This is a genomic window from Desulfatiglans anilini DSM 4660, from assembly GCF_000422285.1.
GTDB classification, from domain to species: Bacteria; Desulfobacterota; DSM-4660; order Desulfatiglandales; family Desulfatiglandaceae; genus Desulfatiglans; species Desulfatiglans anilini.
This window is the reverse complement of sequence record NZ_AULM01000022.1, coordinates 52,811-65,961: the sequence shown is the minus strand read 5'-3', so window position 1 is coordinate 65,961 and position 13,151 is coordinate 52,811. Positions and strand designations below refer to the sequence as shown.

Sequence of the window (13,151 nt, the reverse complement as noted above, 5' to 3'; positions counted from 1 at the left end):
CTCCAGCTCAACCAGCTCGATCAGCTCCTCGTCGTCCACCATGTCACACTTGTTCAGAAATACCACGATGCTCGGAACGCCAACCTGCCGCGCCAGAAGAATGTGCTCCCGCGTCTGCGGCATCGGTCCGTCGTCCGCGCCCACCACCAGAATCGCTCCATCCATCTGCGCCGCGCCCGTGATCATGTTCTTGATGTAGTCCGCGTGACCCGGGCAGTCCACATGCGCATAGTGCCGGTTCTGCGTCTCGTACTCCACGTGCGCCGTCGCAATCGTTATCCCCCGCGCCTTCTCCTCCGGCGCCTTGTCGATCGCGTCAAAAGGAACAAAGTCCGCCCAGCCCTTCTTGGCAAGGTGCTTCGTGATCGCTGCCGTCAACGTCGTCTTCCCATGGTCGATATGCCCGATCGTCCCCACGTTTACGTGCGGCTTCGTCCTTTCAAACTTCTTCTTCGACATCTCCTATCCTCCTTGAAGATCGGTCACTTGCTCGAGCTGGAACTCAAATTCTCACAAGGGCCAGTGGCTCCACGCTGCGGAGAGCGATCCACTCAAATAACTGGAGCCCACGACCGGGATCGAACCGGTGAACCTCATCCTTACCAAGGATGTGCTCTACCTACTGAGCTACGTGGGCGTTCGGCCCGATGGCCGCGCTCGAAGGCCGGCAGGGCCATGCCTCTTGAGCGCACTACAAGCCCGCGGCACCGCTCCGGCACCTGATCGGGCTTTTCTCAACTTGGAGCGGGAAACGGGATTCGAACCCGCGACCCTCAGCTTGGAAGGCTGACGCTCTAGCCAACTGAGCTATTCCCGCTTGGATCCATAGAGGCGGAAGAATCCGAGGCGATACGCGTGGCTCACCACGATTGGGATCCTGCAAGACAAGGCCTCCAGGAACTTGGCTGGTGGAGAGGGGAGGATTTGAACCTCCGAAGGCTTCGCCGGCAGATTTACAGTCTGCTCCCTTTGACCACTCGGGAACCTCTCCATTCGAAACGGCTTCTTTCACGGCCCATCGCTGCGACCGGCTTCCACCCAACTTGGAGCCAGCGAAGGGAATCGAACCCCCGACCCACTGATTACAAGTCAGTTGCTCTGCCGTCTGAGCTACGCTGGCCAAAAGCGTAAATAGGCAAGTTAATGGTAAACGCCGACAAATTCAAACCCGATAAATCCGAAAAAACCGACATTTTTACCCTTTTTTATATAATTATCTCTTCCAAACACTGAAAATCGGCGGTTTTCAGAGAATGCCTCTAGCGTTGCCCCTCAATTTGCCGTCGCGGAGGATCGCCTGACAGAAGGGCCATGAAAATTTTCAGAAGAGCGAAAAACCGCGTGAGCTCTATTTTCATAAAGACACGACATAACAAACCCGCCGGTTTGGCCGTTCCAGGTCCGAGGCACCGGGCGCGGAGCCGGGGGATGCAAAGACGAACTGTCAGAAGCGACCGGTCACCGGCACCGGCCTTATTTTCGATATTGGCATTATGCGCTTGAAAAGGCAAGAGCCTTATGGTATAAGTAACTCTGAATGTTAGACGTTGGAGTCTGTTCGTCCGGTTGCCGCTTGGCGACAGGCAGGGTTCCTCGGTCTGAGGCCTGTGTATCGGCGTGTTGCTTTGAAGCTTCATTCCGCATGTCTTTCAACCGCTTGTGGGGAGCGGTTGGCCTCGCGGTGGAGCTGTACCGCTTGGCACGCTGATTTGTCTGACCACGAAAGGTGTGCACCGCAAGGGGCAGGCGTCTAAATCTCGCCGCCTTTGATCCTGCGTCGGTAGCTGTGATGCGCACTTAGGAGGAATTTTTTCACTTTTCACGTATTTTGAGGAGGATTGGAGAATGGTCGCATTAGCTGGTGGATTGGCCGCGTTCGTGTTGGGCGTCATCGGGATTTTTTTATGGTGGGAAGCCTTCCTTCATCTCCTGATGGGCGCAGTGCCTGTTATGCTGATTCTTGGCGGCGCCCTGGCAGCTTATCTCGGCTTCGAAGAAATCAAAGACAAAAAGGCCGCGGAAAGCTTTGACGAGAGCGGTTCCGGGCTGAAGACCGAGGTCGAATCCTTGAAGCGTGAAGTCGAAGATCTGAAAGCAGAGAAAAAGAAGCTCGAAGAGGAAGGCGCATCTGCTTCCTGAGCCGCCTTTCCGCACCGACGGATGCCGATTAAGCGCGGTTTATTCCGAAGGGGGCCGCTCAAATGAGCGGCCCCCTGTTTTAGCAAGTTCAACAGAGATTAACCCACTTCCATTGCACTGAAAAAGTACCCGATCTCGAAAGCGGCCGTCTCCGGAGAGTCCGAGCCGTGGACGACATTCTTTTCGATGTCGGTGGCGAAGTCCCTTCTGATAGTCCCCTCAGCCGCTTTTTTGAAATCCGTGGCCCCCATGATTTTTCTGTAGTGCGCAATGACATCCTCGCCCTCCAGAACCATGACAACACACGGACCTGAGGACATGAAATCCGTGACGCTATCGAAGAAGGGCTTGTCTTGGTGGACTTTGTAAAAACCTTTGGCCTGCACTTTTGTCAGACGGATCATCTTCATTCCGGCCACGCGGATACCCTCCTGCTCCAGCCTCTGAATGACCGTGCCAACAAGTTTGCGGACCACACCGTCCGGTTTGATAATCGCCAGTGTCCGTTCCATTGAGAACCTTTGCTCCTTTGCTCGTATTATTTGGTTGACCCCTCCGTTTCTTTGCTGCTATAGACCTCCTGAAATCACAGAAAGGAGCAGCATAACACGCTGATTTTACAGCAGCAGAAGCGCGTTGAGGTCTCGACGCTCCCGTATGAAAATCGATCTCCACGCTCGAGTCAAGCGATTTGTTTCCTGAAAAACACCTGGATTGAAAGGATCGAAAAATTCCATGAAGCATGAGATGAAACAGACCGACCCCCAGATGGAAAGGATGGACCCGGATTTCACCTTCCAGTTCGACTGTTCTCCCGAAGTTCCCTGCTTTACGCAGTGCTGCCGCGACGTAACGATCGTGCTGACACCCTACGATCTTCTCAGGATGAAAAACGGTCTGGGGATGTCATCGGATGAATTCCTGGATCGTCATACGCTCGTCCTTCCCAAGCCCAACCGACTCATTCCGATGGTTGTCCTGAAAATGAACGAAGACGACAAGAAATGCTCACTCGTCGGACCCCAAGGATGCCGTGTCTATGTCGATCGACCATGGGCCTGTCGTATGTTCCCGCTCGACATGAACGATGACGGCACCTTCCGTCTGATCACCGACTCATCCCGCTGCAAAGGCCTTCTGCAACAGAAACGTTGGCGCATAGCCGATTGGCTCGTCGACCAGGGAGTCCCCATCTACGATCAGACGAATGCCCTTTTTACTGAAATCACCGCCCCGTTGAAGGCCCAGAGTCCCGATATCGACAACCCGCAGATTCTCAAAATGGTGTTCATGGCACTTTATAACCTGGACAAATTTCGTGAATTCGTCTTCAACAGCTCCTTTCTACAGCGGTTCGAGGTCGACCCGAACCGCATCCAGAAGATGCTGCGCAGTGATCTCGAACTGCTGAAATTCAGCTATGACTGGATTCAGTTCGGAATATTCGGGAAAAAAACCCTCACCGTCAAGGAAGGTGCGCCGGGTGTAAAATGACTCATCGTTCCGATAATCCAGCACCAAACCCAGAGTCTCCCGCTCACACCGCCGCGCCCAAGGCGTCTTTCGAGCCGCTCGAATCCGGCCGGCGCTTCCAATTCGACTGCCACCCCGGAATCTCATGCTTCACCGCCTGCTGTGCGAAACTCCGCCTGATCCTGACGCCTTACGACATATTGCGCCTCAAGCGCCGCCTCGGAATGCCGTCCGGAAAGTTCCTGGAAGTCCACACGGAAACGTTCTTCGATACCGGCGCACGCTTCCCGATGGTCAAACTTTGCATGCAGGACACTGAAGGAGGCCGCTGCCCTTTTGTCTCTGCGGTTGGCTGCACCCTGTACGAGGACAGACCTTCCGCCTGCCGACTTTATCCTGTCGGGCGCGCCTCGGCATTCACGGAGGCTCAGCCCGCTGCGCAAGAGCGGTTTTTCCTTGTTAAAGAACCTCACTGCCAAGGGTTTGTCGAAGCTCGGGAGTGGACCTTGCAGGAATGGCTTTCACATGAGGGACTTGACGACTACAGCCGGATGAATGACGCCTGGTCGAGGATTGTAACCACCGCGAGGCCGTTCGCCATGAAAACGGCCATGGAACGAAACATCCAGATGTTTTTCATGGCCTCTTACGATTTGGACAGATTTCGATCGTTTGTGTTCGGCAGTAGTTTTCTGCGTCATTTTAACGTCGCTAGAGAACTCCAAGAAAGGCTGCGTACCCAGGATGAAGAGCTGCTCCAATTTGCCTTCCGCTGGCTTCGCTTCAGTCTATTCGGCGAACAAACGATGAACCTCTTACAGAAATGAGCCGAAGCAGACTGCTTCGAGCGCAACGAAGCGTCTTCACTCAAGCAGCCTTTCAATCCGAGCGTCTTGCGGCTCATCTTCAATCCGCCGCAAGACGGCTGCCGATATAACCAGGCTTCTCACAAATAAGTGCATCCAGCTCCGGGCCTTTCTGCGACAGAAACTTGAATATTCGCTGGGACTGGTCCTTGAGGGCAGCCATGTCCTGTTTCTCTATATCACGCCCTTTGACGAGCATCCGGTTTTCATAGAGAAAGTCGATCACCGTATCGTCTGCATCCAGTTCGATTTCGAGTTTTTCACGAACATAGCGCAGCCAGTAACCGAATTCCTGGGGATGTTCGAGTTGGTCGATCGGAATCCCCAATTCGTAACTGAGCGCCCTCATCGACCCAGGAATCAGACCCGAGCCCACCGCATAGTCCAAGACATGGGCGATCTGATGCGCCAGGGCGCTCTTCCCGATATCGGGGGAAATCGCGACATAGATATGCGCCGGGTCACTCGGACGCGTCTTCAAGAGATTGATCAGAACCCCCCCGGTTGCATCCTGTCTGGACTCGCTCCCTGTCTCTCCGCTTACTTCGAGTTCCTGATAGGCCTTCAGATCTACGAAACGAATGCCGAATTCTCCCCTGCTCAATGTTTTCAGGTCCAAAGCACGGACCATTTCATGGGCGCCGCCATAATCCACTTCAGGCAGTGCCGTGATGCGGGCGCTCAAATCCGCCGCAAACGCCCCATCCTCCTGGTGGAAGAGCTCGTCCTCCCGCCCGAGGTGGCATTTTTTGAACTTTTTGCCGCTGCCGCAAGGGCAAGGGTCATTTCTCCCGATCTTTCTCATGTAAACCTTTCCATCGGCCCCTACAGCCTAGTCTTTGGACCCATCATACCATTCATCTTCCGGCCTGCTCCAGCGCCCTCGCGAAGCAGATTACGCACTGTCCCCAAGTCAAAGGTAAGAAGCCAGGAGATCTCCCTCTTTGCAGCAAAAGAGCCCTGTGCCTTGACGCTCTTTGCCCAACAGGCAGGAATCGGCGCACATCACTTCCCTTTCCGCAGCATGGATGCAAACGGTCAGGGGCATCTCATCAGTCATCGGAGATAATGTGGTCCTTGTGGGCCTCCTGGGACCAGCACGGAAGCGGTCCACTCGACCCGGTGTGAGGATCCTTCCTGTACCGGTAGGATGCCTTGATGTTCTGTGTTTTGAGCATATGATCCCAGCCCCTTGTGTAATAGGGACATTCGTCATTGAAACATACCCACTGAAATTCCGTATCCCAGGTCGAATTCGCCGGGGGCGTCCATTTGAGCAGCACCTCACCGCAATGCGGACATCTTTCTTTAGCTTCCGCCACCGTTGCCTCCCTCTCTCCCCGCCATCGAGCATCCTCTTAACGGAGGAAAAAAGAGAACCAAACCCGAGCGGTAGAGCCCTCTCGGATTTGGTTCTCAAGAACGTTCCAAAATGTCGGATCATCCCAGAGCGGCTTGGATCAGCGTCTCAGGCGGGATGATATTATAATCCAGCGCAGCGTCCTTCTTCAGATCCATCCCGAAGGCCGCAGCCATCAACTGGGTCAGATAAACGATGGGAACATCGAAACGCGTTCCCAACGCCTTGTTGATCCGCGACTGGTAGTTCTCAAGATTCATCGCACACATGGGACAAACCGTCGAAACGAGCTTCGCCCCATGGACGAGGGCGTCATCCAGGATATCTTTGACCAGATGCATACAGTGATCCATCTCTGTCAGGAAGATGCCAGAGCCGCAGCAGCGCATCTTTTTCGGAAAAGGAACCGCCTCCGCACCAATGGCATTCAGGATTCGGTCTTGAATAACGGGTCTCTCGACACTGTCATACTCCCCGTAAGGCCGAACCGACTGGCAACCGACATATCCGGCCACCTTCAGACCATTCAGCGGCTTGACTGCCCTCTCCTTGATCCTGTCTGTGCCGATGTCGTGATACAACACATCGAGGATGTGCCGTACCCGCACCTTCCCGCTGTAATGCAACCCGCCTTCGGCCAGGATCTCGTTCACCTGCGCAGCGAGGGTTTCACTTTCCTGTATCTCGTGGTTCACCTTGATCATCTGGATATAACACGAACTGCAGGGTGCGACGATATCATATCCGCCCTGTTTTTCAGCCAGCGCTAGATTCCGTGCGTTCAAAACCTTGATGGAAAGGTCGCTGGCTCCAACATAGGAGATGCTCGCTCCGCAGCAGTTCCAATCCTCGATCTCGACGAAGTCTGTCCCCAGTGCCTTGGCAACCGGCTTCAAAGAGACCAGAAAGTTCGCTCCGCTGGATTCCAGGCTGCAGCCCCAATAAAGGAAATACTTCATGCCCGCGCACCTCCTTTCCCCATTTGCTCGGCCTTGTCCAGCATCCTTCGCAGGGCCTTAATGCCCTTGATCGGACGCTCGGGCAAGAGCTTCATGCGCTTGTGCAGAAGCATCTGAAGCCCCATATCCATCATTTCCAGACTGTTCTTGATGCCAGGGACGAGTCCGTCGGCGAAGAAATAACGCCGTGAGAGGTCCTTTTCGTCGATACGACCCAATTTATAGATCTGCCGCCAGAATTCGCCGCCAAAAACGGATGTGTTCTTCCGGGGGACGAAACCCTGGCGCAGGGCGTAATTGGCCAACCCGTGCATCACATCAACAACCGGGATCTTCCTCGGGCATCGAACCTTGCACGAATAGCAGGAGGTGCACAACATGATGGCTTGGCTGCCCAGAACTTCCTCACGCTTGCCCGCACGGATCAAAGTGAAGATCTTGCGGGGCGAAAAGTCCATTTTGAGGCTCAGCGGACAGGATGCCGCACACACACCACACTGCATGCACATCTTGATCTCTTCGCCGAAGTCGACATTCCGAAAGACCTCCTCAGCAAATGATGTGTTGTAACCCACCGGTCGACCCCCTCCCTTGTTCTCAATCTTTCCCATAAGCGACCTCTTCCTGCTGGAGAATGTGAGGGTTTCAGATCTTCTGCCTTTTCACCCTCTACACGCCTACCAGCCTTTATAGGGGTTCGGGCCGACCGACTCGATCGTCTCCATGAACTCGTCGATGATCTGAGGGATTTTGTGGTAGTCCGAGATCCCCACTTCCACGAATTTCACACGATCGGATTCGAGTGCCAGGCGGTCCAGGGTCTCTGAAACCTTTCCGAGCCGGGTGTTGGCAAGCTCGCTGCCCTTGATGAAGTGGCACTGATAGTCATCACCGTGCCGACACCCGAAAAGCAGCAAACCGTCGATCCCCCGTGAAAGCGCGTCGGCGACCCATACCAGATTGACCGAACCGAGGCACCGGACCGGAATGAAACGTACATAGGGGCTCCATTTCATCCGTTTGATGCCGGCCATATCCAGCGCGGGATAGGCGTCGTTCTCACAGATGAGCGCCACCACTCTGGGCTTTTCCTCGTCTTCTTCAGGCACATGAATAGCTTTGATCATGTTGCCAATCATCGGCACCGAGTAATTCTTGAAAGAAATGATCCGCTCGGGACAGGCACCCATACACACGCCGCATCGACGGCAGCGGGTGGGATTGGGCAGAGGATTCCCCTTTTCGTCCTCATTGATGGCACCAAACGGGCACTCTTCCGTACACCGTTTACACTGTGTACACCGATTCATGTTGAACTCGGGATAGCTCATATCACCGGCCCGTGGATGCACGGCTATCCCGTTGGCGGTCGCCTCGCAACACTGGATCGCCTTCATGGCCGCGCCCACCGCGTCGTCTAACACTTTAGCGGTTTCCATAGGTTTCCGCACACAGCCGGTCGCATAGATTCCCGTCCGTCTGCTTTCATACGGGAAACAGATGAAGTGCGAATCCGGGAAGCCGTATTTGAGCGTCGGCAACTCGGGACCCTGACGATAGGCAAGCCTCAACGCCGGTGTGGCGAAGAAACCGGAATCTGGCTGCACCTCGATCATCCCTTCTTCATCCTTGTCCGGTGCATCCTGAGGCGCCTTGATCCGCGGGGTCTGCAACGGCTTGGTGGCCGGCACCATTCCGACAGCGAGAACCACCAGGTCAATCTCCTCGATCCTGATCCTCTCCGCCAGCAGTTCGTCGTCGGCCTCTACGAACAACTTGCCGCCCGATTCTCCAACCTCCTTAACACTGCCGCGGATAAAGATATTCCCGTCGTTCTGGGCTTTGCGGTAAAAATCCTCGGCCTGGCCGACCGTCCGCATGTCCTTGTAAAGGATGTAATTGACGGCTTCGGGGTCCTGCTCTTTGAGATAGGTCGCCTGCTTGAGCGACACCATGCAGCATACGGAGGAGCAGTAGGGCAGATGCTCGGGATCACGCGACCCGGCGCACTGGATGAACAGCGTATTCTTGACCTCTTTTCCGTCGGAAGGCCGTGCGATCTTCCCGCCCGCCGCCATCAACTCGAATTCGACATTGGTCACGACGTCTTTGAACTTGCCGTAGCCCAGATGGCCCAGCTTGTTCGCATCGTACGGGACCCAGCCATTGGCCTGCACAATGGCGCCGATCCGCTCCGTGACTGCATTCCCGTCAGCTTTGATCGCGACAGAAAAAAGCCCTGGACCCCCTTCGACCTTCTCGACGCTCGCCGAGGTGTACACCTTGATCTTCGGGTTCCCCGTCACAGCGGACACCAAGTCCTCGATTCCCGTGTCGGTAAGTTCCTTGTAGGGCATGGTGATCCGCTTCTTGTTCCGGGCCAGCCATCCCCCCAAGGTCGCCTCTTTCTCGACCAGAACGGCGTTGTATCCTGCCTTGGCGGTCTCCAGAGCAGCGGTCAATCCGGCCAGACCTCCTCCGACCACCAAAATATCCTTTGCATATTCCTCTTCGGCCTTGAACGCTTCGGGCAACTTGGTGTCTTTGACCTTGGCACAGGCGATGCGCAGGTTGTCCTCAGCCAGCATCTGCGTATCTTCATCCTGGGGCGGCATACTCCAGGCCACCTGCTCCCTCAGGTTCACACGCTCCACGATCGCCTCGGGCCCAAGGTTAAACACATCATAGTTCACACGCCCTGAACATGCTGCAAGCACGAAGGTGTTGACCCCTTCGCTCTCCATGTCCTGCTTCAGCATCGCCAAGCCTTCCGGTCCGCAAAGGAACGGATGATCCTTGCACGGCAGGCTGAAGTCTTCGTCAACAACCTCTTTCAACTGATCCACATTCACGGCGTCGCCAATGCCGCATCCTGTGCATATATATACGATTGTCTTCTTGTCCATCGGGTTACCTCCTCGCGATTGATTGAATGGCCTTCAGGGCTGAGGCTGTGGCGTCCTGCACACAGGAAGCGACATCAGTGGGTCTTCGAGCACACCCGGCACCGTAGATTCCAGGTTTTCCGGGCTCACAGGCAAAGAAACCATATTCGTTCCAGGAAATATCCCCGGTCACATCGGTGCTCATCCGGTTCGGAACCATCCCTGTAGCAAGAACCACCAGATCGAATCGCATACGGATCTGCTCGCTAGTCTGGGTGTTTTCGCCTTCGAGCAGAAGATCCCCTGTCTCTTCATCTTCGGTGATCACGGCGATCTTGCTCTTCACAAAGCTGACCTTTTCATCCTGCTTGACCCGTGTGTAGAAATCCTCCAAACGATCCAGGGCACGGATGTCGATGAAAAAGACCGTCGCCGCGGATTCGGGGTCCTTCTCCCTCAGGTAGCTCGCCTGCTTCATGGAGGCGAGACAGCAGATGCCGGAGCAATATGCGAGGTGATTTTCGTCCCGCGAACCGGCGCACTGGATGAAGGCCACATTCTTCGCCGGCTTCCCGTCCGACGGTCTCAGGATCCGGCCGGCGGTCGGCCCTTCCAAGGAGGCCAGCCGCTCCATCATGACATTCGTGATCACGTTCTTGTAAGTTCCAAAACCGTAATATTCGATCTTTGAGGCATCGTAGGGATCCCATCCGCCGGCCCAGACGATGGCGCCCGCTTTCAGATCGAAGCTGGTTTCCTGCATGTCCAGATCGATCGCGTCATATGCGCAGGCCTCTTTGCATTTTTGCCCCTCTTCGGTCTTCACGATGGACGGATCGAGGACGTATCGCATCGGAAAAGCGAAATCGTGAGGCAGATACGCCGCTTTCATATTGTCCATCCCGTAATTGAACGGATTGTCGATCTGCGCTTCACAGACCTCCGCGCACTTCCCGCAGCAGGTGCATTTCTCGTTGACATAGCGGGGCTTCAGGGCGACCGTCACATCATAATCCCCCTCTTTCCCGCTGATCTTGCTCACCTCGGCCATGGTAAAGAAACGGACCCGCGGATTCGCCTTCAGGCGCCGGAAATTGATCTCCAAACCGCAGTTCGGGGGGCACAGCTTCGGGAAATATTCATACAGTTGGGCTACGCGGCCACCCAGGTAGGGCCTCTTTTCGACCAAGACCACATCATACCCCGCTTCCGCTGCTTCGAGGGCGGCCGTGATCCCGCTCATGCCTCCGCCCACAACCAATATGCTCTGGTTTGTCGTTTGTACATCTGCCATTGTATCCTCCAGGGTTGAATTATTGCTTCATCTCTTCGCGCTGTATGCCCATCCATACAAAAAGCGTACTTCGTCCATATGCATCCGATGCCCCCGTTTTCCGGTCAGCGGAATGCCCATCGACCAAATACGCTTCTATTCGTTGTATTTATGGAGAGCAACCACCAGCATGCGCGCTGCTTTCCTAGTCGGCCGGATTAAGTCCTTCGGGAGACAACGCAAAGGAGCTCCATGACGGAAATGCTCCAGGCAACTGAAATGCCTGGAGCATTTTCTCAACGGTCAGCCATTACACACCGGGAATGTTCCACACGTCGCGCTTCATCATTTCCCATTCACCCTTCGCGGGATCGAAGCGGCAGTTGGCGAAGCAATGCCAGTTCTTTTCATCCATCTTCGGGGTGTCAGCCCTGAAGTAATAGCCCGGCCACCGGGTCTCCTCGCGGAAGAGCATGGTCCGGACGTGGGCGTCACCTTGCCACATTCTGTGGACGTTCTCCCAGCATCTTTCGAGCTGATAGATATCCGCAGCACCCAATTTCTCTGCATCTTCCTTCAGGAAGACGAAGAGTTCCTCGGCCCGCAGCAGGTTCGACTTGCTGGTCTTGAAGGCCGCGGTCACACCACCTGCGTATTCGTCCATGATCTTCTGGAGACGATGCATGAACTGCAGGGGCAGGATGTAATTGGGGTTGATCTCGGGGGCCGTGGTCTCTTTGCAGTGCGCTGCATAGGTGTCCAACGGGGCCAGAATCTTGGCCTTCAGTGCATCCACCTTGCCGGCATCGACCTTGGGCTCGGCACCCTTATCCACGATGTACTTGATCGCAGCCTTGCCGGCGATCCGGCCTTCAGCATGCGAACCGGAGGAGAATTTGTGGCTGGAGGCCCCGGAGGCGTCGCCGGCCGCAAACAGACCTTCCACCGTGGTCATGTTGGGATAACCCCATTTGTAGGGGGTGTTCATATCCTCGGGACCACTGACCCAGGCACCGGATGCGCCGGAGTGGGAGCCGATGAAGTACGGCTCGCAGGCCGCGATTTCCGAGTGCTTCTCTTCGGGTTTGACGTTCTGGGATGCCCAGAGATGCGCCTGAGAAATGGTCATATCCAGGAAGTCTTCCCAGGCTTCCGCCTCGAGTTCCTTCATTTTCTTCTTGAAGGCCTTCGGGTCGTCTTTGTAAGCATCTGCAATCTTGCCGATAGCTTCGGCCGTCTCCATGTACAGGGGGCCAAGGCCGGCGTCCACATCCAGCATGCCGAGATAGTTTCTCAGGTTGGCCGGGATGGGTTTGGCCAGGCCGTAGGGGGCCCAGTTCTGGAGCTCGTCCTTGCGGACGGCCATATACTCGCCGCCTTCAGCGCTGACGGCCCTGGATTTGAACAGCAGGAACCAGGCGCCGACCGGACCGTAGGCATCCTTGAAACGAACGGGGATGAAGCGAACTTCCTGGCAGGTCATCTCGGCACCGGCCTTCAGGGTGAAATAGGCGCTGGAGCCGGTGTTGAACGGCGGATACCAGGAGCGGCCGAAGCCCTCGCCGACGGACCGTGGACGGAACACGTGAACCGCACCGCCCATGGCGCAGATGACCGCCTTCGCCTTGAAGACGTAGAATTTCTCTTCACGGGTGCTGAAGCCGACGGCTCCCACGATCTTGTTGTTTTCCACCAGCGGCTCGACGATGAAAACGCGCTCGTAGATCTCGCCGCCCGCTTCCTTCATGGCGTTCTTGGCTGCTTCAGCGATGATGATCTTGTAAGATTCACCGTTGATCATGAGCTGCCAGCGGCCTTCGTGAACATACTTGCCAGCCTCGTCCGTCCAGATCTTGAGGCCCCACTTCTCGAAAAGGTGTACGGTGGAGTCGACGTGGCGGGCAATATTGAAAACCAGGTCTTCACGGGAGATTCCCATCAGGTCCTGGCGGACATAACGTACATAGTCTTCACAGGTGTTCTCGCCGTCTTTGATGCCAACATACTGGTTGATGGCAGAGAGGCCCATCGCAACGGCGCCGGACCGATCCAGAGCAGCCTTGTCGACCAACGTCACTTTCAAGCCTTTTTTCTTGGCCCAATAGGCCGCCTCGGTGGCGGCGCCGCAAGCTGCAAATCCCCCACCAACGATCAGGAGGTCGGTACTCACTTCAACAGTCTGAAAATTTGCCATAA

Annotated in this window: 11 protein-coding genes, 4 tRNA genes and 1 pseudogene; 3 read left to right on the top strand and 13 right to left on the bottom strand. The window is 55.5% G+C overall.

Features of this window, described 5'->3' with window-relative positions; genetic code table 11:
- From H567_RS25120 to H567_RS0114520, 5 genes are all read right to left on the bottom strand, one after another.
- Nucleotides 1-459 (bottom strand): GTP-binding protein (locus H567_RS25120; protein WP_035254572.1); only part of this gene is annotated, 459 nt, incomplete at its 3' end.
- 101 nt (nucleotides 460-560) lie between these two features.
- Nucleotides 561-637: transfer RNA gene (locus H567_RS0114535), tRNA-Thr, on the bottom strand.
- A gap of 103 nt (nucleotides 638-740) precedes the next feature.
- A tRNA-Gly gene (locus H567_RS0114530) sits at nucleotides 741-817 on the bottom strand.
- A gap of 89 nt (nucleotides 818-906) precedes the next feature.
- A tRNA-Tyr gene (locus H567_RS0114525) sits at nucleotides 907-991 on the bottom strand.
- Between the two features lie 53 nt (nucleotides 992-1,044).
- A tRNA-Thr gene (locus tag H567_RS0114520) sits at nucleotides 1,045-1,120 on the bottom strand.
- 725 nt (nucleotides 1,121-1,845) lie between these two features.
- Here H567_RS0114520 and H567_RS0114515 point away from each other — a divergent pair.
- Nucleotides 1,846-2,139: a hypothetical protein gene (locus H567_RS0114515; protein WP_028321958.1), complete on the top strand. Its 294-nt coding sequence runs from the start codon at nucleotides 1,846-1,848 to the stop codon at nucleotides 2,137-2,139.
- Between the two features lie 98 nt (nucleotides 2,140-2,237).
- Here the strand turns inward: H567_RS0114515 and ndk are convergent, their stop codons facing one another.
- Nucleotides 2,238-2,651 carry a nucleoside-diphosphate kinase gene (gene ndk / locus H567_RS0114510; protein ID WP_028321957.1) on the bottom strand — a complete coding sequence of 138 codons (414 nt, stop codon included), beginning with the start codon at nucleotides 2,649-2,651 and terminating at the stop codon, nucleotides 2,238-2,240.
- Nucleotides 2,652-2,874: 223 nt separating this feature from the next.
- Between ndk and H567_RS0114505 the strand changes: the two genes are divergently transcribed.
- Both H567_RS0114505 and H567_RS25110 read left to right on the top strand, forming a co-directional pair.
- On the top strand, nucleotides 2,875-3,633 hold the full coding sequence (locus H567_RS0114505; RefSeq protein WP_051184916.1) for a YkgJ family cysteine cluster protein: 759 nt from the start codon (nucleotides 2,875-2,877) through the stop codon (nucleotides 3,631-3,633).
- A complete protein-coding gene (locus H567_RS25110) occupies nucleotides 3,630-4,439 on the top strand; it encodes a YkgJ family cysteine cluster protein (RefSeq protein ID WP_051184913.1) in 810 nt (269 codons plus the stop codon). The genes H567_RS0114505 and H567_RS25110 overlap by 4 nt, the downstream gene beginning before the upstream one ends.
- A 757-nt stretch (nucleotides 4,440-5,196) precedes the next feature.
- Here H567_RS25110 and H567_RS30310 read toward each other — a convergent pair.
- The 7 genes and pseudogenes from H567_RS30310 to aprA form a co-directional block, all read right to left on the bottom strand.
- A pseudogene (locus H567_RS30310) lies at nucleotides 5,197-5,277 on the bottom strand (SEC-C metal-binding domain-containing protein); the annotation flags it as partial.
- A gap of 253 nt (nucleotides 5,278-5,530) precedes the next feature.
- The gene (locus tag H567_RS30120; protein ID WP_028321954.1) at nucleotides 5,531-5,800 is read right to left on the bottom strand and encodes an ogr/Delta-like zinc finger family protein; all 270 of its coding nucleotides are present in this window, start codon (nucleotides 5,798-5,800) and stop codon (nucleotides 5,531-5,533) included.
- Nucleotides 5,801-5,918: 118 nt separating this feature from the next.
- Nucleotides 5,919-6,797 (bottom strand): CoB--CoM heterodisulfide reductase iron-sulfur subunit B family protein, encoded by an 879-nt coding sequence (locus tag H567_RS0114480; protein WP_028321953.1) that lies wholly within the window; start codon nucleotides 6,795-6,797, stop codon nucleotides 5,919-5,921.
- Complete coding sequence (locus H567_RS0114475) at nucleotides 6,794-7,408, bottom strand: 4Fe-4S dicluster domain-containing protein (protein ID WP_153306208.1); 615 nt, start codon at nucleotides 7,406-7,408, stop codon at nucleotides 6,794-6,796. Before H567_RS0114475 ends, H567_RS0114480 begins: the two co-directional genes overlap by 4 nt.
- 66 nt (nucleotides 7,409-7,474) lie before the next feature.
- On the bottom strand, nucleotides 7,475-9,703 hold the full coding sequence (locus H567_RS0114470; protein WP_028321951.1) for an FAD-dependent oxidoreductase: 2,229 nt from the start codon (nucleotides 9,701-9,703) through the stop codon (nucleotides 7,475-7,477).
- A 4-nt stretch (nucleotides 9,704-9,707) separates the two neighbouring features.
- Nucleotides 9,708-10,976, bottom strand: a complete 1,269-nt coding sequence (locus H567_RS0114465; protein WP_028321950.1) for a CoB--CoM heterodisulfide reductase iron-sulfur subunit A family protein — start codon at nucleotides 10,974-10,976, stop codon at nucleotides 9,708-9,710.
- Between the two features lie 289 nt (nucleotides 10,977-11,265).
- The gene (gene aprA / locus H567_RS0114460) at nucleotides 11,266-13,149 is read right to left on the bottom strand and encodes an adenylyl-sulfate reductase subunit alpha (protein WP_028321949.1); all 1,884 of its coding nucleotides are present in this window, start codon (nucleotides 13,147-13,149) and stop codon (nucleotides 11,266-11,268) included.
- Nucleotides 13,150-13,151 lie beyond the last annotated feature (2 nt).

What these genes read in the sequence shown, in the direction of transcription:
- H567_RS0114470 (WP_028321951.1), bottom strand. Translation starts at nt 9,703, where the DNA reads ATGGACAAGAAGACAATCGTATATATATGCACAGGATGCGGCATTGGC.
- H567_RS0114505 (WP_051184916.1), top strand. Translation starts at nt 2,875, where the DNA reads ATGAAGCATGAGATGAAACAGACCGACCCCCAGATGGAAAGGATGGAC.
- H567_RS0114475 (WP_153306208.1), bottom strand. Translation starts at nt 7,408, where the DNA reads ATGGGAAAGATTGAGAACAAGGGAGGGGGTCGACCGGTGGGTTACAAC.
- H567_RS0114480 (WP_028321953.1), bottom strand. Translation starts at nt 6,797, where the DNA reads ATGAAGTATTTCCTTTATTGGGGCTGCAGCCTGGAATCCAGCGGAGCG.
- H567_RS0114465 (WP_028321950.1), bottom strand. Translation starts at nt 10,976, where the DNA reads ATGGCAGATGTACAAACGACAAACCAGAGCATATTGGTTGTGGGCGGA.
- H567_RS25110 (WP_051184913.1), top strand. Translation starts at nt 3,630, where the DNA reads ATGACTCATCGTTCCGATAATCCAGCACCAAACCCAGAGTCTCCCGCT.
- H567_RS0114515 (WP_028321958.1), top strand. Translation starts at nt 1,846, where the DNA reads ATGGTCGCATTAGCTGGTGGATTGGCCGCGTTCGTGTTGGGCGTCATC.
- aprA (WP_028321949.1), bottom strand. Translation starts at nt 13,149, where the DNA reads ATGGCAAATTTTCAGACTGTTGAAGTGAGTACCGACCTCCTGATCGTT.
- ndk (WP_028321957.1), bottom strand. Translation starts at nt 2,651, where the DNA reads ATGGAACGGACACTGGCGATTATCAAACCGGACGGTGTGGTCCGCAAA.